A 17,806-nucleotide genomic window follows, 5' to 3' on the forward strand; every position below is an offset into this window, starting at 1 on the left:
ATATCAAGAAATGTTTAATTAAATAATAAGAGATGTTAATCATTTAAAGTGAAATTGTATCTGTGACTAGGCTATTTTTAAGAAAATTGTCTATGATAATAAGAGCTTCGGAGATTACCGCTGATGTTCTGTAAGTCGTTGTATATTATATTATATACCGAATTCTGATTCGCTTTTTCATATTCTATACGCTAGAATCCTTACAGAAATTAAGTGAACAAAGTGGCCTGTTTTCGTTATTAAATTAGCGGCTTTGTTCCAAATAAAACTCCTAGCCTTTGCGTCTAAGTTTGTTTCCACAAATATGATGCTCTGGCCGTGGCCTTAGAGCCACCAGGGTGCAAGATAGAAATGTCTGCATCTCCCGTATTTGGAAAGGTGTGATTATGCAGCAACTCGTCGATCAATTTGACCGAAAATTTTACTATCTTCGGCTTTCTATAACAGATGTTTGCAACTTCCGTTGCACATACTGTCTACCTAATGGTTATCAGCCAAGTGGCCGCCATGAATTCCTCACACTGGATGAAATTCGCCGTGTCAGCAGCGCATTCGCTGAATTAGGCACAGAAAAAGTGCGTATCACAGGCGGTGAGCCTACCATGCGCAAAGATTTCAGTGAAATCATTGCCGCAATTCATGAAAATGCCGCGATCAAAAAAATTGCAGTGACCACTAACGGTTATCGCATGGCGAGAGACGTTCAAGCATGGAAAGATGCAGGTCTAAATGCGATTAACGTCAGTGTGGACAGCTTAGATCCACGTCAGTTTGCGGCAATCACCGGGCAAGACAAATTCTTCCAAGTGATGAAAGGAATTGATGCTGCGTTTGAGGCTGGTTTTGAAAAAGTGAAAGTCAACGCTGTGCTGATGAAAAATGTCAACGATATCGGGCTGAAGTCATTCCTAAATTGGATTAAGCACCGCCCAATTCAACTGCGTTTTATTGAATTAATGGAAACAGGGGATGGCAGTGATGTTTTCCAGCGTTTTCATGTTTCTGGCGAAACCATTCGCGACCGTTTAATTGAAGAAGGTTGGTATCGACTTCCTCGGTCACGCAATGATGGTCCTGCTCAAGTCTTTAGTCATCCTGATTACCAAGGTGAAATCGGTCTTATCATGCCGTATGAAAAAGACTTTTGCCAAAGCTGCAATCGCCTTCGCGTATCTTCTTTAGGCAACCTCCATTTGTGCCTATTTGGTGAAAATGGCATTCCTCTACGTGATTTGTTAGGGGACGATAACCAAAACGAAGCACTAAAAGCGCGGATACAACGTGGTTTGCATCACAAACGCGAAACGCACTTTCTACATATGGGTGATAGCGGTATTACCCCTAATTTATCCGTTATTGGCGGTTAACTCTTTTTCAGATTTTCAGGAGAAAATATGTCCCAACTGACTCACCTCAATGCGTCGGGCGAGGCGCATATGGTTGATGTTTCAGCTAAAGCTGAAACTGTCCGTGAAGCTCGTGCAGAAGCTTATGTCACAATGACCCCCGAAACCTTAGCCATGATTGTTGATGGCAGCCACCATAAAGGGGATGTGTTTGCAACGGCACGTATTGCAGGCATCCAAGCCGCTAAAAATACATGGCAGTTAATTCCATTATGCCATCCACTGTTGTTAACTAAAGTGGAAGTCACCCTTGAAGCAGAACAAGCACATAACCGTGTTCGTATCGAAACATGTTGCCGCCTAACCGGTAAAACTGGGGTGGAGATGGAAGCATTAACGGCGGCCTCGGTAGCGGCATTGACCATCTATGACATGTGCAAAGCAGTACAAAAAGACATGGTCATTGGCCCTGTTCGTTTGTTAGAAAAAACAGGCGGCAAATCTGGACATTTTAAGGTGGAATGATGATTACCGTATTATTCTTTGCACAAGTTCGCGAATTAGTGGGAACAGATAAACTCGAAATAACTGAAAAATATCAAACGGTTGAGTCTCTACGCTTTGCCCTGTCACAAAAAGGTGATCGCTGGGCACTGGCGTTAGAAAACGGCAAATTGCTGGCGGCAGTTAATCAATCATTTGTTTCCCTAGAACATCCTCTGGTGGAAGGGGATGAAGTGGCCTTTTTCCCACCGGTGACAGGGGGATAATCATGGAAAACACCCATATTGCTGTCCAAACACACAATTTTAGTGTTGGTGAACAATATCAGTGGCTTGCGAAGTGTGATAGTGATGGCGCTGTCGTTACTTTCACTGGCAAAGTTCGCAATCACAACCTTGGTGATAGTGTCGCAGCCTTAACCCTTGAGCATTATCCAGGAATGACGGAAAAGGCCTTAGCAAACATTGTCATAGAGGCAAGAGAACGTTGGCCTTTGCAGCGTGTGAGTGTGATTCACCGCATTGGTACTTTGCAGCCGGGGGAAGAAATCGTATTTGTTGGGGTGACGAGCGCACACCGTAATGCAGCATTTCAAGCCGCTGAATTTATTATGGATTACTTAAAGACGAAAGCACCGTTTTGGAAAAAAGAGACCTTGCCAGATAACGAACGCTGGGTTGAAGCGAAAGATAGCGATGAAGCATCAGCAAACCGCTGGTAATCGCACTTTTTCCTCCGAAAAATACGAATTTGCCGAATGGTAATGTCATAATAATGTGTTAGACTTTGGTTAATTTTCTCCGATTGCAGTATTTTTACTGTGTCGATTTTTATTTTAGCGGAAGGGTAACCATCATGGGTCAGTTTGATCAACGTAATGATTCTCTTGTCCAGAGGGCCGAAACTGGCGTTCAGGCATTTATGTCTCAGGTCTACGGCTGGATGACAGTCGGTCTACTGTTGACAGCATTTGTGGCTTGGTATTCAGTGAGCAGCGGTTTGTGGTTCACCATTGCCTCAAATAAAATTTTATTTTTTGGAATGATCATTGCTGAACTGGGTTTGGTAATGGGAATTTCATTCTTACTGCAAAGAATTAGTGGAATGATGGCAACGGGCATGTTTATGCTCTATTCATTACTAACTGGTTTAACTATTTCTGTCATTCTTGCGGCGTATACTGGTGAATCTGTTGCGAGCACCTTTGTTATCACTGCGGTCATGTTTGGTGCATTAAGCTTCTACGGCTACACCACTAAGCGCAGCTTAACAGGAATGGGTAACTTTCTGTTTATGGCACTGATTGGTATCGTTGTGGCTTCTTTAGTTAACATCTGGCTACAAAGCACAATGATGTACTGGGTGATCACTTACGGTGGTGTGTTACTGTTTGCTGCGTTGACGGCTTATGACACACAAAAACTGAAAGAAATGGGCTCACAAATTAATGAAGATGACAGAGAAACAATGCGTAAATACTCCATCATGGGTGCGTTGTCTCTATACTTAGACTTCATCAACCTGTTCCTGATGTTACTGCGTATTTTCGGTGACCGTCGCTAATTGCGAGTAACGCATTCATTAGTTGAATGTTTTAACCAGTAAAACTCAAAACCCTTGTTGCTTCGGTAGCAAGGGTTTTTTCATGGTAATCGTACCAAAAAATATAATTTGATTATTATTTACTCGCTAATTCAGGGTTTAGTTAAGTGCTTTACAACGCTAAATCTATTCACCTTAATAACGGCATTAGGCAATTTTCTTTCTAAAGAGATAATACGCTGCAGAACTGGTGATGATAGCGATAATCAGTAATGGCCATAAACTTTGGAAAATCACCGAAAAATCAGCGTCTTTTAAGTAGATTTGTTTAGTGATTTCAGTAAAGTGGCGAATAGGGTTAACCCAAGTGATATCTTGCAGCCAAACAGGCATGTTCTCGACTGGGGATATATAACCAGATAGCAGTACAGCTGGCATCATAAACACAAACACCCCAATGAAGGCTTGTTGTTGCGTCGAGCAAAGGGCTGAAATTAATAAGCCAAACCCCACTAATGACAAACCATAAAATAGCATCGTGGCATAGAACAGTAGCAGTGAACCTGCAAATGGGATCTGGTAACAAAAAATGCCGATAACCAACACAAGGCTTGCTTGGGCTGTCGCCACAATTAACGCAGGTACTGCTTTACCAATAAAAATTTGCCATGTTGTTAATGGGGAAACCAGGAGTTGATCCAGCGTCCCTTGCTCCCTTTCGCGTGCAATGGAAAGCGAGGTCACAATCAGCACGCCAATCGTTGTTATGAGCGCCACTAAAGAGGGCACAATAAACCACTTATAATCTAAGTTTGGGTTATACCAGTTACGAATAACCAACTCACTATTATTGGGCTTGATTTGGTTTTGTGTTAACTCTTGCTGATATTGCATCACAATTTGTTCGACATAATTCGCTGCAATTTGCGAACTGTTTGAATTACGCCCATCGAGTAATAACAACATATTTGCAGGGGAATGCGAGTCGATATCTGCACTAAAGTTTTGGCTAAAACGCACGGCTAACAGGGCTTTACGGTTATCGAGGGTATCGCGTACTTCATGCTCACTTTTGACGAGTAACACGTGGGAAAATGCACTGGCTTTGGCTAACCGTTGAGTAAGCTCAACAGCGTGTTTACCGCCATCTTGGTCAAAAATTGCAATAGTGGTATTTGTTACTTCTAATGTGGCGGCAAGCGGGAACAAAATCATTTGAAAAATAACAGGTAAAATCAAAATAACTCGAGTTTGTGGCTCTTGTAATAATGATTGTAACTCTTTCATAATTAAGGTGTATAAACGATAAAACATAGTGCACCTCAATCAAGACGGCGGCGAGTTTTCAGCGCCGTCAGACCAATAAATAAGATTGCAGAGGCAATCAATAATAAGAAATCAACCAGCAACACCCAGTAAATATCCCCTGCAAGGAACAACGTTTGCAAGCTGCTGACAAAGTAACGTGCTGGGATAAAATAGGTTACCCACTGAATGATGGCTGGCATGCTATCAATCTCAAAAATAAACCCTGATAGCATAATTGCAGGCAAAAATGCCGCATTTAAGGCCACCATCGCGGCATTAAATTGGTTGCGAGTAATCGTTGATATTAATAGCCCCATGCCAAGGGCGGTTGCAAGGTACAGGCTCGTAATAACAAACAGCACTAATAATGACCCGCGATACGGTACGCCCAGAACAAAGGTTGTCACGACCATGCACAGCACCATCACAAAAGTGCCAAGAACTTGGTAAGGTAATAATTTTGAGAGCAACAATTCAGTGCGAGTGATTTGGGTTGAAAGCAAGGCTTCCATAGTGCCGCGCTCCCATTCACGGGCAACCACCAGTGACGTTAAAATCGCCCCCACAACGGTGATAATAATGCTAATGGCGCCTGGAATAATAAAATGTTGGCTGATTGCCGCCTCATTAAACCAGTAACGCATATTAAGCTCAATTAATGGTGAAACTGTATTTGCACGGTTTTCACCTTGTTGCTGCTGCCATATTTGCCAGACGCCTTTGGTGTAAGCTTGAACAAAGTTAGCCGTGTTCGGTTCACTTCCATCGGTGATAATTTGTATCGCAGCGTGCCCTTCAGGTTGCAGTAATTGGGCCGAAAAATTCACTGGGATCACGACAATTCCACGAATTTCACCTGCTTGCATTTTGTCGATTAACGCTTTTCGGTTATCACTGATAGTGGCATCAACAAAAGGAGAACCTGTAAAGGTATCCACGAGCTCGCGTGCAGGCTGGCTTTGTTGCTCCATTAAAATGCCAAGACGTAATTTACTTGAATCCAAGTTAATGCCGTAGCCAAAAATAAATAGCAGCATCAATGGGATCAACACTGCAATTAAGGCACTACTGGGGTCGCGGACAATTTGTTTGGTTTCTTTCCAGCACAACGCTTTTAGTCGGCGCCATGAAAAATGAGAGGTAGAATGATTCATTTTACCCCCTGTTGTTTGTCGTAATTCATAATGAGCTCGATAAACGCATCTTCCATAGAGGGATCTGGGTTATCACGGGTAGCAACTTGCTGTTTTAGCTCATCAGGTGTGCCAGCTGCGATAATTTTGCCGTGGTACACAAGCCCAATTCGGTCGCAATATTCTGCCTCATCCATAAAATGAGTCGTCACCATTACGGTCACACCTTTATCTACCATCCCATTGATATGTAGCCAAAATTCTCGGCGAGTTAATGGGTCGACACCTGAAGTGGGTTCATCTAAAAATAAAATATCAGGTTCATGCATGAGTGAACAAGCAAGGGCAAGGCGCTGTTTATAGCCCAAAGGAAGGGATTCAGTGATTTGATTGATAATAGGCTTAAAGCTAAAGGCATCAACCATTTCTTGGATTTTGCTAGACTGCTGTTTATGGTGCAATCCATAAACTCCAGAGAAAAATTTTAGGTTTTGCCCTACCTTTAAATTGCCATAGAGCGAAAATTTTTGTGCCATATAGCCAAGGTGTTGCCTTGCTTTATTAGAACTGGTTTTTAAATCCATACCCAGCACTAAAGCTTGCCCTTCAGTGGGTTTCATTAGGGCACACATCATTTTAAAGGTGGTGGATTTCCCTGCGCCATTAGGCCCTAATAGGCCAAAAATTTCCCCGCGCTTGACTTGGAAATTGACGTGGTCCGTCGCTGCAAAATCACCAAACCTTTTAGTCAGATTGCGAGCTTCGATCACTGTTTCTTGGGGATTAGCAGGGATCTGCGGCACAATGGCCGCTAATTCTGAACGGTGGGAAGGGCCGCCACCAAGAAGGTCAATGAACGCATCTTCAAATCGTGGTTGTGCGGCAATTAGCTTATTTTCTTGCATATTGAGTGCATTTAACAGATTTTCTTGAGATGCATCAGGTTTTAGAATTAAGCGAACATAACGGCCTTGGATCACGCCATCTGTTGTTTCAGGAAGTACTAATGCATTTTGCAATACCGTACGTTTTTGTGCGGCTGGAACTTCAAGTAAATAGGAACGACCCGCCATTTTTTGTGTTAATAACTCAGGTTTTCCCGAGTAAAGCAGTTGGCCTTTATTGAGGAGAAGGACCTCTTTACATTGCTGGGCTTCATCTAAATACGAAGTACTCCACAATATTAACATTCCATCATCAGCAAGAGTATGAACCATCTGCCAGAGTTCACGTCTTGCGATAGGATCGACACCAACACCCGGTTCATCCAATAGCAAAACTTTCGGTTTACCCAGTAAAGTACAGGCTAAACCCAGTTTTTGCTTCATGCCGCCTGAAAGCTTACCCGCAAGGCGCTTAGTAAAAGGGGCAAGGTTAGTGAATGAAAGTAACTGTTGGTAGGTTTTTTCTCGCTCTTCTCCAATAACACTGCGCAAATCGGCGTATAAGTCCAAATTTTCTTGAACCGTTAAATCTTCATATAAACCAAACTTTTGGGGCATATAACCAAGGTTTGCACGTACTGCGATACTGTCTTTAATGGGGTCTAAACCCATCACGCTAATCTGCCCTGCATCAGGTTTAAGCAACCCAGCGAGCATACGCATTAACGTCGTTTTCCCTGCGCCATCGGGACCCACTAACCCGGTGACAGATCCACCGCGAATATCTATTGTGAGGCTTTCAACCGCAGGCGAATCTAAGCCACTAAAGCTTTTTTCAACCCCTTGAAGTCGGATGCTGTAATCATCACTCATGGCTATTTCTTATTGTTTGTTATCTGCAAAGTTAATGGTAACAGGCATTCCTTGGCGCAAAGCATCGTCTGCATCATCAACAATAATACGTAATCGATAAACTAAATCAGTTCGTAAATCAGGGGTTTGTACACTTTTAGGTGTAAATTCAGCGGTTGGAGAAACAAAACCAATCGTGCCATGGTAGGGTTGATTAGGGCGGCTATCCGTATAGAGCGTGACTTTCGTCCCTGGAACGGCGTTACCAAGGTGCGGTTCGCTAACATAGGCACGCACCCAAACAGGGTGAGTAAGGGTAACACTAAAAATACTGTTTCCGGCGCCAACATTGGTTCCCGGCTCAATGGCCCGAGTCAAAATAGTGCCATCGGAAGGGGCTACCAGCACGGTATCTTGCAAATCGAGCTCAGCTTGGGCAACGGCGGCTTCTGCTTGCAGCCATTCCCCTCTAGCCGCCGCTATCTCTTCTTGGCGAAAGCCACTTTGGTATTGGTTTAGTTTGTCTTGAGCGGCTTGAAGAGCAGCAAAGGCTTGATTACGATTATTTTTTGCATTATCAAGGTCATTGGCTGAAATGACGCGAGAAGCCGCTAAGCCTTGTTGGCGCTTATAAAAGTTATCCGCATATTGCCAAGCAGCTTGCCGTTGGGCGACCTCCGCTTCAACTTGGGCTACTTCTTGGGTGCGGTAACCGCTCTCTTTTAACGCTAACTGTGCTTTGGCGCTTTCTCTCATACCTTTAGCTTTATTCAATGCATTGATAAAAGGTGCATCATCCAATTGGCCAAGTTTATCGCCTTTTGCAATGCGCGCGCCCTCATCAACCGTTAAGGACACGAGCTTGCCGGGTACTCTAAAACTCAAATTCACCGTTCGAACATCAACATTGCCATATAATGTTAATGAGTTATCTTGTTGAGATTGATAGTAATAGTAACCGCCAACTGCTGTACCGATTAATAAGACAATAATAAAAACAAAAATAGAACGGCTTTTATTGTTCATCGCTAACCCTAGTTAATAGTTAAAAGATGATTTCACTTAATGGTTTAATCATATCACTTTTCAATCTGTTTGCGGTGACGTAACCCCGCTAATAATATATTAGTATGTTCAATAAGGACTTGATTAATAATTTTAAATTCATTTTCATTGATATGTTTCCACCCTGTTTGGCGTAATAAGGTTTCTCGCGCGATACGAAATGACAGTGTTTCACCTAAAATGGCGTGAGTATGAATGAGTGTTGTGAGGTGATTGGGGTCAGCCCCAATATAAACAGCGATTAAACGGTTGAGGCGTGAATGGATAGGGCCTAAAGCTTGCTCATGAATGATGGTGTAGGCTTCGGTGGGGTTAAGCTGTTCACGTGCTAATATACGAGAAAAGCTTAAGTTTTTCTTTTCCAATTGAAAATAGTTATAGGCGATGACTGTTTTTTGCAGTAAATCGAGAGCTTCCTGAGGTGTTCTTTCATTAACAGGCTGATTTAAAAAGTGATCAATAGCACTAAACACATCATGGAAACTCTCTTTAATATTTTTAGCAATCATCTTTGCGACCGCTAAATAAAGCCCTTCTTTGGAACCAAAATAGTAGGAAATGGCAGCAATGTTTTGCCCTGAGGCTTGTGCGATTTTGCGGGTTGTTGCCCCATCAAGCCCTTGTTCCCCATAAACATCCGCTGCAGTAAGTAGTAGTTGTAACTTTGCGTTTTCTCCCCGCAAGGTTGGTGACGAATTTATATTCATAAACATTCCTTTAAATCAGAATTAAATCATACTTTATAAGCTCTAAGTGGCTCTTTATGTTTAAAAGGGGTCATAAACGACAACTCATAGTGTTGTATAAGTATATATACTATATAGAGGGAATTTTATATTAATTTATGACCCAAACTAAATTAATATATTTATCACCATCAAATAATGTTAGAATTTTGCAATGTCGCACGGCAGTTTGCGCTTTTTTCTTCTGACTCACTTCCCCCAGAACTGCCACAATCAACTTGAAGCGGTGAAGCCCGGAGTAATTTAATTTGACAACTTTTTCAGACCTCGCGTTAAACGAGGAAATTTTGCTTGCCATTAATGAGTTAGGCTATGAAAGTCCAACGCCTATTCAACAACAAGCTATCCCAGCTGTGCTTGCAGGAAACGACCTTCTTGCGAGTGCACAAACCGGAACAGGTAAAACAGCTGGTTTTACACTGCCGATTTTACAAAAACTGGTTTCTAATCCTCGCGGTAATAACCGTCGGCCAATCCGTGCACTAATTTTGACGCCAACGAGGGAGCTTGCGGCTCAAGTTGCTGAAAATGTAAAAGAATATAGCCGTCACTTGCGTATTCGTTCATTTGTTGTTTTTGGTGGAGTGAGTATTAATCCGCAGATGATGAAACTGCGAGGTGGGGTTGATATTTTAATCGCCACGCCGGGTCGTTTATTGGACTTAGAACATCAAAATGCCGTTGACCTTTCTCAGGTCGAAATGTTTGTATTGGATGAAGCTGATCGTATGTTAGATATGGGCTTTATTCACGATATTCGCCGTGTTATCAATAAATTACCTAAAAAGCGCCAAAATTTACTGTTTTCAGCAACCTTTTCTGATGACATTAAACAGCTTGCGAATAAGTTGCTAAATAACCCTGTTACTATCGAGGTTGCACCACGAAATTCAGCGTCTGAGCAAATAACGCAATATGTTCATTTAGTGGATAAAAAGCGTAAAGCTGAGTTATTGTCATTTATGATTGGCCGTGACAACTGGCAGCAAGTTCTTGTTTTCACAAGAACAAAGCACGGGGCAAACCGTTTAGCAGAACACTTGAATAAAGATGGTGTTAAAGCCGCGGCTATTCATGGTAATAAGAGCCAAGGTGCAAGAACACGTGCTTTAGCGGACTTTAAATCAGGGGATATCCGTGTTTTAGTGGCAACTGATATTGCTGCTCGCGGCCTTGATATTGAGCAGCTGCCTTATGTGGTCAATTTTGAATTACCAAATGTCGCCGAAGACTATGTTCATCGTATTGGTCGTACAGGTCGTGCAGATGCAACTGGTATGGCGGTATCATTAGTGTGTATTGATGAAGCTAAGCTGCTTAAAGATATCGAAAAACTGCTGAAAAAATCGATTCCACTGATGGCGATTGACGGTTATGAGCCTGATCCATCTATTAAAGCAGAACCGATTCAAAAAACGCCACAACGCAATGAACGTCGCTCTGGTGATAGAAACCATGGCAACAATACTAAGTCTCCACGTCGTAGTCATTCACCCGCGGCGAAAGCCGGTGGTAACAGAGGCTCTGCATCTACATCACCGTGGAAAAGTGCCCAGAAAAAAGTGAGTCAAGGGCGTAAGGATAGCTAGTTACATCAAAAAATGATGTGACTATAAGTAACATAATGAGTGTACTAAATTTTAAGGGAGTAAGGCTTGGCTTTATTTCCTTAAAATTCACCTTTCATTCTTTTAATCTATTGTTTGAACCAATCATTTGATTAATACCAATCCTCCCAGCTTAATATTAATTTCAGCTCGATACTATCTCGGTGATCATCAAATTGAGATGTGCAGCATAAGATAACAATATTTTCACAAAATCCCTTTCAAATTTTAATAAAACAAATTAATTTCATCAGTGAATTATCAAAACGGGCGCAAACGGGTTTATGCGGGTAAATACGGGCTTTTGTGTTTTTCTTTGTATTTGCCCGTATTTGACCGATATGCAAACTATTAAGCGATACAGCATCGCTAAGTTAGGGGGAATTTGTGTTTTCTGAGATAAAAATCACAGAAAATGGCTTTTTTCCCTGATCCTAACGTTCTGAGAAAAACGGCTCAGTAATCATGAATTGGTACGGCTATACTCATCACCATATTGAAAGGGGACAAATATGCTACAACTCGAAAGACACAATGCTATTGTTGCCCTCATTCAAGAACATGGCGCAATGCGTGTTAATGATTTGGCCGAGCGTTTACAGGTATCTCGGGAAACGGTGCGGCGAGATTTAACTGACCTTGAACATCAAGGAATGGTGAATCGAAGCCATGGTGGGGCGTTGTTATCAAATAAGCTAAAAACGTCGTTGATACCCTATTATGCACCTCAAGAAATGCCTCCTTCAGTAAAACAAGGCGCATTTCGAGTTCGAACGGCGTTAAATATAGAAAATAAAACACGCATGGCGAAAGTTGCTTTGGATTTTATTCAACCGCAGCAAATTATTTTACTAGATGGTAGCAGCAGCAGTTGGTTTTTAGCTAGGCAACTTCCTGAGTTTGAATTAACAGTTGTTACGCCTTCTATTGCGATTATTCAAACGCTGATGCCGCGGACATCGACGCGTGTTGTCGGGTTAGGTGGGGAATTTTCTGTCGCAGAAGAAGCTTTTTTTGGTGAAACGACAATCAAACAAATTAATGAACAGAATGTCGATACACTATTTTTTTCCTGTCAAGGAATTGATAGAGATAGAGGCATTTATGCGGATAGTGAAGCTCATGCAGCACTCCTTAGGCAAATGTTTTTAATATCGCGTCGAATTGTTTTATTAGTTGACCAAAGTAAGTTTGGAAAGATAGGAACAGCTCGAGTTTGTGGGTTTGGTGATATTGACCTATTAATTACTGAAAAATTTGATGACCCATTATTCCAAAAGGAAATGACGTGGCATAACGTTAAAGTCATTACGATTAATTAAATTTATAATTAAATAGTAAAACTCTGAACTTATATATGTCAGAGGCAGCATTGTATTAAATAAAATATTTATTAGGATGAAAAGATGAAATACTTAATTTCACCGTCTTTAATGTGTATCGATATGATGAAAGTATCTGAGCAATTATCATTTTTAAATGATAATGCGGATATGCTGCATGTGGATATAATGGATGGGCATTATGTCAAAAACTTAGCATTGTCAGTTGATTTTATTAGACAAATTAAACCCTACACACAGCTACCCATTGATGTTCATCTCATGGTAGAACACCCAATGGATTTTATTGATGATTTAATTTCTGTTGGAACTGACAGTATTTCTTTGCATGCGGAAATTATAAGTTCATATGCATTTAGAGTTATTAATCATATTCGTAATAAGGGAAAAAAAGTTGGGATTGTTTTAAATCCTGCGACAAGTATTGAGGTGTTAAATCCTTATATTCATTTAATTGATAAAGTTACTGTGATGACGGTTGATCCGGGTTATGCAGGGCAAGCATTTATTCCCGAAATGGTAGAAAAGATCCATGCTTTGAATCAGAAAAAAGCAGAAGGGAATTATTCATTTTTAATTGAGGTTGATGGTTCTTGTAATAAAAATACGTATAAAGCCTTATTAAAAGCAGGTGGGCAAGTTTTAATTATGGGAAGTAGTGGGTTATTTAAAAAAGGTATTCCGCTATCTGAAACGTGGCAAACGATGCAAGAAGATATCCACACCTCACTGAATTATGCTTAGTTTTAAGGATTAATTATGGCAGGAAAAGTCTGTGTATTCGGCTCGTTTAACTTTGATATGGTTGCTAGAGTATCTCGCTTCCCTTTTCCAGGTGAATCACTTGTCGCAAACAGCAGTATGACAAGTGCAGGCGGGAAAGGAGCAAACCAAGCAACGGCGGCTTTAAAATCAGGTGCAAATGTCCATTATATTGGAAAAATAGGTGAGGACGCTTTTGGGCAGTATGCGCGTAGGCATCTAAAGTCAGTTGGTTTTAATGCCGTTACCTTATTAGTAACAAATGAAATTTCAACTGGGAATTCACTCGTTTATGTCGCTGAGCGTGATGGTGATGCTGAAAATATGATAGCCGTTGACCCCGGCGCAAATATGACAGTAACAGACGACGAAATCAGCCAGTGTGAGCCAACAATTTCTTGTGCAGATGTTGTATTAGTTCAATTAGAAAATAATTTGCAAGCTATTGAGCGCGTGATTGCTATTGGTAAGGCGAATAATGCTTTTGTCATTTTAAACCCAGCACCTTGGCAGCCTGTGACGAGTGAGATGTTACAACAGGTTGATTTAATTACACCTAATTCAACAGAGGCATGGCTAATTACAGGGTGCAAAGTGGAAGATTATGAAAGTGCGAGCCAAGCTGCTGACTTAATCCACGCTAAAGGATGCAGAAACGTCATTATCACAATGGGCTCGCTTGGTGCATTGTTATCAGATGATGAAGGGAAGATGGTTATTCCGTGTTTCCCCTCACAACCTATTGATACGACGGGTGCTGGAGACGCATTTAATGGCGCATTAGCGGCGAGATTAGCAATGGGAGATTCAATCCGTTTAGCGACCCGTTTTGCATCTGCCTATGCGGCTGTGAGCGTTGAAAAGCTAGGGGCTGGCACGTTACCTGATTTATCCGAAGTAGAAGAAAGGTTACTCACTCAGTCTATTTAATTAATTAAATTTAATAATAAAGGCATTAAGAAAATTTAGTTATATAGTTATCAAAATAATAGAAAGCACCATCCCTACATATAAAGGTAAATATAATGAAAGCTATTAATAAATTATTGCTTTGCACTATTGTTGTTTCTGCATTTTCAACAGGTTTTGCTAATGCTGAAGATAAAATAAAAATTGGTTTTGCAAATAGAACATTAAATGGCGCATTTTTTAATGGACTTGATCAATACATGCAAAAGCATGCTAAAGAAAAAGGTTATGAAATAATCACGACAGATGCTCGTGGGGATTTAAATAAGCAAATCTCAGATGTAGAGGATATGTTATCTCAAGGAATTAATTATTTAGTTTTAAATCCACAAGACCCAGAAGCAGGTATTCGTATTACGAATATGGCAAAAAATAAAGGTATTCCAACCATTATTCTAGACAGTGATATTCCACTAAGTGCACCTGTCATAACACGTGTTCAGGCTGATAATGGAAAAAACAATGTCTTAATGGGAGAGTATGCAGTTGATTTATTTGGTAAAAACCCAATGAACTGTGTCTTTATTAGTGGAAATCAAGGTAATTTAGTGGGTGAAGCACGCCGAGCAAACTTTGTTCGTGGCGTGATGGAAGCGCAACTTAGAAAATATAACCAAACAAATTTAACCGTGTTAAGCCAAGGTTGGGGAAATTGGGACCAGCAAGGTGGTCTTAAAGCAATGGAAGATTTGCTCGTTGCACAGGGAGATAAAATTAACTGCGTTTATACCGAATCTGATGAAATGGTCTTAGGTGCAGTTTTATCTTTGAAAGCCGCAAACAAATTAGATAACGTGAAAATTTTCTCGAATGATGGATATAAAAAAGCACTTGAAGCGATTTCACGTGGTGAATTGCAAGCAACATCTTCAAATAACCCAGATACACTGACATCTGCTGTTATCGATGTTATTGCTAAGCATAAAGCAGGCCAAACAGAATTCCCTGATTATTCTTACATCACGCCAGTTGTCATTAATAAAGATAATGTTAAGAAATATTATGATGAAAAAGCACTGTATTAATTAAGTGCGTGAGGTGCGGTAACAGAATGCCGCACCTCTAAAAATCTATCATAGTTAATAAAGCAAAAGGTATTTATGATGGAAGAATATGCAATTGTGACAAAGGGTGTGAAAAAAAGTTTTGGTGGGGTTCATGCCTTAAAAGATATTAACCTTAAAGTTAAGCGGGGTGATATACATGCAATTGTAGGTGAGAATGGAGCCGGAAAATCAACATTAATGAAAATTCTATCTGGCATATATACAAAAGATAGTGGACAAGTTTTTATTAATGGTGAAGAAGTGAACTTCACAACACCAAAGCAAAGCAGACAACATAAAATTGGTATTATTTACCAAGAACTTGCTATTTCACCTGAGCTAACTGTTGCCGAAAATATTTTTCTGGGGGACCTTGGTTTTGGGAAAGCGACTATAAACCGAAAATTATTAAATAAACGTGCTAGTCATGTTTTAAAAAATTTAGGTTTTGATATTGATCCCACCGTTAAGGCTAAAACACTGAGTATTGCATATCAACAAATGGTTGAAATAGCGAAGTCATTGGCTCGAGATGTTAATATTTTAATCTTAGATGAGCCTTCAGCAGTATTATCTGAGCGTGAAATTAATATTTTATTTAGCCAATTAAAATTTTTAAAGGCACAAGGTGTCACTATTTTATATATTTCCCATCGATTAGAAGAAATATTTAGAATAGGGGATGCAATTACGGTTATTAAAGATGGTGAAACGACTAAAGAACTGGATCCTAAAACGTGCACAGAGGACGATATTATTACAGGCATGGTGGGGCGAAGTTTTGAAAATCTATACCCAGCTAAAAATACGCCAAGTAATGAAATTGCTTTACAGGTCGAAAATTTATCCACTAAAAGCTTACTTAATAATATTAATCTTTATGTTAAAAAAGGTGAAATTGTAGGTCTAGCTGGGCTCGTCGGCTCAGGACGCACGGAAATTGCAAGGTGCTTATTTGGCATCGATAAAACAACGTCGGGTAGAATCTTTAAAGATAACAACGAAATTATTATCCACCACCCAAGTGATGCAATGAGCAAAGGTATTGGATTAGTTCCAGAAGATAGAAAAATTCAAGGTGCAATTTTATCTAGACCTATTCGTGAAAACATTAGTTTGACAAAGTTACGCTCTATTTGCCAATTAAAAGGTGTTATTCGGGTTAGTAAAGAACGTGCATTAGCGAGCATCTTTAAAGATAAGTTAAAAATTAAATTTAATAATATGGATGACCCAATTTCGAGTTTAAGTGGTGGAAACCAACAAAAAGTCGTTATTGCCAAATGGTTAAATACAAACTGTGATGTATTAATCTTAGATGAACCCACTCGAGGTGTTGACGTTGGCGCGAAAGTTGAAATTTATCACTTAATTAATGAATTAGCGCAAAAAGGCTTTTCAGTAATTGTTATTTCATCGGAAATGATTGAGGTCATTTCACTTTCTCATCGTGTTTACGTTATGAGTGAAGGGCGAATTACCGCTGAGTTACAAGAAAATGAACTATCAGAAGAAAATATCATGCGTCACGCTATTGTCAAACATGAAAAAACAGCTGCAATGGCAAATTAACTCATTTTTAAATGTAGCGCTGTAATCTAAGTTACAGATAAAAATAAAAAGGATACACCATGGAAACACTAGAAAACTCAAATTTGAGTGTGGATAATAAATCGAACAATCAACCATCTTTATTAAGAAAAATAGCAAAGTTGATCGGCGAGAATTCAACACTACTTGTTTTTATTATTATGCTTGTTGTCGCGGGTTTTTTATCGGATCGGTTTTATAGTGCCGATAATATTACTAACGTATTAAGGCAAAGCGTTCCTCTCGGGCTAGCTACACTAGGTATGCTATTTGTTATTTTAACAGGGGGAATTGATCTATCCGTTGGTGCAATTATGGCCTTAGTTTCTGTGGTTGTTGCATTAATGATACCTGATATTGGTCTATGGCCCGCATTAGCCGTTGGTATTATTATGGCAACCATTATTGGTGCTTTTGCAGGCATTTTAGTGACCTGGTTTAATATCGCACCATTTATTGCCACATTAGCAATGATGACAATTGCTCGGGGCTTAGGGTTGATAATATCAAAAGGACAGCCTGTATTTATTGATGACCCTGCATTAATCGAATTTGGTACTGGTTATTTATTTGGGATCCCTTTACCTGTTTACGTATTCGGTATCTTTATTTTACTAGCTCAATTTTTATATAAGCATACGGTATTTGGTCGTTTAGTGGTTTCAATTGGTTCAAATGAAACGGCAACACGCTTTGCGGGTATTCGAGTTAATTATTACAAATTAGCTGTTTATGCACTAAGTGGATTAGCCTGTGGGGTTGCAGGAATTTTAGCCACAACAAGAACGGGTGTTGGTTCTCCGGTATTAGCGGTTGGTTTTGAATTAGATGTTATTGCAGCGGTGGTTGTGGGGGGGGGCAAGTTTAGCGGGGGGTCGAGGCACTGTTATTAACACGATTATTGGTGTTTTAATTTTAAGTATTATTTCTAATTTGATGAACTTGATGAATATCTCTGGTTATAACCAACAAGTGGTTAAGGGCGTCATTATTATTATTGCTGTGATGCTGGAAAGTATTAAATCAAAAGTAAAATTGTAAGAACAATAGGTAGTGAGCTAATAAATAGAGCTTATTTCCTGTAAAAAACGAGCAAATAATTATCCATT

Annotated in this window: 16 protein-coding genes, 1 pseudogene and 1 riboswitch; of the genes and pseudogenes, 12 read left to right on the forward strand and 5 right to left on the reverse strand. The window is 40.2% G+C overall.

The features are described 5' to 3' along the window. Positions 1–256 precede the first annotated feature (256 nt). Positions 257–397, forward strand: a riboswitch (molybdenum cofactor riboswitch). From moaA to AC4IFT_RS09455, 5 genes are all read left to right on the forward strand, one after another. After that, on the forward strand, positions 387–1,367 hold the full coding sequence (gene moaA, locus AC4IFT_RS09435; protein WP_490733167.1) for a GTP 3',8-cyclase MoaA: 981 nt from the start codon (positions 387–389) through the stop codon (positions 1,365–1,367). It overlaps the preceding riboswitch by 11 nt. A gap of 27 nt (positions 1,368–1,394) precedes the next feature. Continuing rightward, positions 1,395–1,871 carry a cyclic pyranopterin monophosphate synthase MoaC gene (gene moaC / locus AC4IFT_RS09440; protein ID WP_219244257.1) on the forward strand — a complete coding sequence of 159 codons (477 nt, stop codon included), beginning with the start codon at positions 1,395–1,397 and terminating at the stop codon, positions 1,869–1,871. After that, on the forward strand, positions 1,871–2,116 hold the full coding sequence (moaD, locus tag AC4IFT_RS09445) for a molybdopterin synthase sulfur carrier subunit (RefSeq protein WP_490751196.1): 246 nt from the start codon (positions 1,871–1,873) through the stop codon (positions 2,114–2,116). Before moaC ends, moaD begins: the two co-directional genes overlap by 1 nt. 2 nt (positions 2,117–2,118) lie before the next feature. Next, a complete protein-coding gene (gene moaE, locus AC4IFT_RS09450) occupies positions 2,119–2,571 on the forward strand; it encodes a molybdopterin synthase catalytic subunit MoaE (RefSeq protein WP_490733164.1) in 453 nt (150 codons plus the stop codon). A 134-nt stretch (positions 2,572–2,705) separates the two neighbouring features. After that, a complete protein-coding gene (locus AC4IFT_RS09455; RefSeq protein ID WP_490733162.1) occupies positions 2,706–3,413 on the forward strand; it encodes a Bax inhibitor-1/YccA family protein in 708 nt (235 codons plus the stop codon). A gap of 186 nt (positions 3,414–3,599) precedes the next feature. Here the strand turns inward: AC4IFT_RS09455 and AC4IFT_RS09460 are convergent, their stop codons facing one another. The 5 genes from AC4IFT_RS09460 to AC4IFT_RS09480 are packed head-to-tail and all read right to left on the reverse strand — an operon-like array spanning position 3,600 to position 9,347. Continuing rightward, entirely contained in the window at positions 3,600–4,706 is a 1,107-nt protein-coding gene (locus AC4IFT_RS09460) for an ABC transporter permease (protein WP_490733160.1), read from the reverse strand. Between the two features lie 8 nt (positions 4,707–4,714). Then, entirely contained in the window at positions 4,715–5,854 is a 1,140-nt protein-coding gene (locus tag AC4IFT_RS09465) for an ABC transporter permease (RefSeq protein ID WP_490751197.1), read from the reverse strand. Then, the gene (locus tag AC4IFT_RS09470; RefSeq protein WP_490751198.1) at positions 5,851–7,590 is read right to left on the reverse strand and encodes an ATP-binding cassette domain-containing protein; all 1,740 of its coding nucleotides are present in this window, start codon (positions 7,588–7,590) and stop codon (positions 5,851–5,853) included. The genes AC4IFT_RS09465 and AC4IFT_RS09470 overlap by 4 nt, the downstream gene beginning before the upstream one ends. Before the next feature lie 9 nt (positions 7,591–7,599). Continuing rightward, a complete protein-coding gene (gene hlyD, locus AC4IFT_RS09475) occupies positions 7,600–8,595 on the reverse strand; it encodes a secretion protein HlyD (RefSeq protein WP_490751199.1) in 996 nt (331 codons plus the stop codon). A 53-nt stretch (positions 8,596–8,648) separates the two neighbouring features. Beyond that, positions 8,649–9,347, reverse strand: coding sequence for a CerR family C-terminal domain-containing protein (locus AC4IFT_RS09480; RefSeq protein WP_273804425.1), 699 nt, complete (start codon positions 9,345–9,347; stop codon positions 8,649–8,651). A 281-nt stretch (positions 9,348–9,628) separates the two neighbouring features. On the opposite strand from AC4IFT_RS09480, the gene rhlE reads away from it, so the two are divergent. The 7 genes and pseudogenes from rhlE to AC4IFT_RS09515 all read left to right on the forward strand — a co-directional run bounded on the left by rhlE (position 9,629) and on the right by AC4IFT_RS09515 (position 17,738). After that, the gene (rhlE, locus tag AC4IFT_RS09485; RefSeq protein ID WP_490733152.1) at positions 9,629–10,969 is read left to right on the forward strand and encodes an ATP-dependent RNA helicase RhlE; all 1,341 of its coding nucleotides are present in this window, start codon (positions 9,629–9,631) and stop codon (positions 10,967–10,969) included. A gap of 530 nt (positions 10,970–11,499) precedes the next feature. Further along, complete coding sequence (locus AC4IFT_RS09490; protein WP_490751200.1) at positions 11,500–12,309, forward strand: DeoR/GlpR family DNA-binding transcription regulator; 810 nt, start codon at positions 11,500–11,502, stop codon at positions 12,307–12,309. A gap of 84 nt (positions 12,310–12,393) precedes the next feature. Next, positions 12,394–13,074 (forward strand): D-allulose 6-phosphate 3-epimerase, encoded by a 681-nt coding sequence (gene alsE / locus AC4IFT_RS09495; RefSeq protein ID WP_490751201.1) that lies wholly within the window; start codon positions 12,394–12,396, stop codon positions 13,072–13,074. Positions 13,075–13,089: 15 nt separating this feature from the next. Continuing rightward, on the forward strand, positions 13,090–14,022 hold the full coding sequence (locus AC4IFT_RS09500; protein ID WP_490733147.1) for a ribokinase: 933 nt from the start codon (positions 13,090–13,092) through the stop codon (positions 14,020–14,022). A gap of 95 nt (positions 14,023–14,117) precedes the next feature. Further along, positions 14,118–15,086: a substrate-binding domain-containing protein gene (locus tag AC4IFT_RS09505; RefSeq protein ID WP_490733145.1), complete on the forward strand. Its 969-nt coding sequence runs from the start codon at positions 14,118–14,120 to the stop codon at positions 15,084–15,086. A 78-nt stretch (positions 15,087–15,164) separates the two neighbouring features. Continuing rightward, positions 15,165–16,679 (forward strand): sugar ABC transporter ATP-binding protein, encoded by a 1,515-nt coding sequence (locus AC4IFT_RS09510; RefSeq protein WP_490733143.1) that lies wholly within the window; start codon positions 15,165–15,167, stop codon positions 16,677–16,679. Between the two features lie 179 nt (positions 16,680–16,858). Beyond that, positions 16,859–17,738, forward strand: a pseudogene (locus AC4IFT_RS09515) (ABC transporter permease). The last annotated feature ends 68 nt before the right edge of the window (positions 17,739–17,806 follow it).

It is taken from the genome of Providencia sp. UF-183 (genome assembly GCF_058246155.1).

Coding starts and splice junctions, on each gene's coding strand:
- hlyD (WP_490751199.1), bottom strand. CDS start 8,595: ATGAACAATAAAAGCCGTTCTATTTTTGTTTTTATTATTGTCTTATTA.
- moaC (WP_219244257.1), top strand. CDS start 1,395: ATGTCCCAACTGACTCACCTCAATGCGTCGGGCGAGGCGCATATGGTT.
- AC4IFT_RS09465 (WP_490751197.1), bottom strand. CDS start 5,854: ATGAATCATTCTACCTCTCATTTTTCATGGCGCCGACTAAAAGCGTTG.
- AC4IFT_RS09480 (WP_273804425.1), bottom strand. CDS start 9,347: ATGTTTATGAATATAAATTCGTCACCAACCTTGCGGGGAGAAAACGCA.
- alsE (WP_490751201.1), top strand. CDS start 12,394: ATGAAATACTTAATTTCACCGTCTTTAATGTGTATCGATATGATGAAA.
- moaE (WP_490733164.1), top strand. CDS start 2,119: ATGGAAAACACCCATATTGCTGTCCAAACACACAATTTTAGTGTTGGT.
- AC4IFT_RS09510 (WP_490733143.1), top strand. CDS start 15,165: ATGGAAGAATATGCAATTGTGACAAAGGGTGTGAAAAAAAGTTTTGGT.
- AC4IFT_RS09470 (WP_490751198.1), bottom strand. CDS start 7,590: ATGAGTGATGATTACAGCATCCGACTTCAAGGGGTTGAAAAAAGCTTT.
- AC4IFT_RS09455 (WP_490733162.1), top strand. CDS start 2,706: ATGGGTCAGTTTGATCAACGTAATGATTCTCTTGTCCAGAGGGCCGAA.
- moaA (WP_490733167.1), top strand. CDS start 387: ATGCAGCAACTCGTCGATCAATTTGACCGAAAATTTTACTATCTTCGG.
- AC4IFT_RS09490 (WP_490751200.1), top strand. CDS start 11,500: ATGCTACAACTCGAAAGACACAATGCTATTGTTGCCCTCATTCAAGAA.
- AC4IFT_RS09505 (WP_490733145.1), top strand. CDS start 14,118: ATGAAAGCTATTAATAAATTATTGCTTTGCACTATTGTTGTTTCTGCA.
- AC4IFT_RS09460 (WP_490733160.1), bottom strand. CDS start 4,706: ATGTTTTATCGTTTATACACCTTAATTATGAAAGAGTTACAATCATTA.
- AC4IFT_RS09500 (WP_490733147.1), top strand. CDS start 13,090: ATGGCAGGAAAAGTCTGTGTATTCGGCTCGTTTAACTTTGATATGGTT.
- moaD (WP_490751196.1), top strand. CDS start 1,871: ATGATTACCGTATTATTCTTTGCACAAGTTCGCGAATTAGTGGGAACA.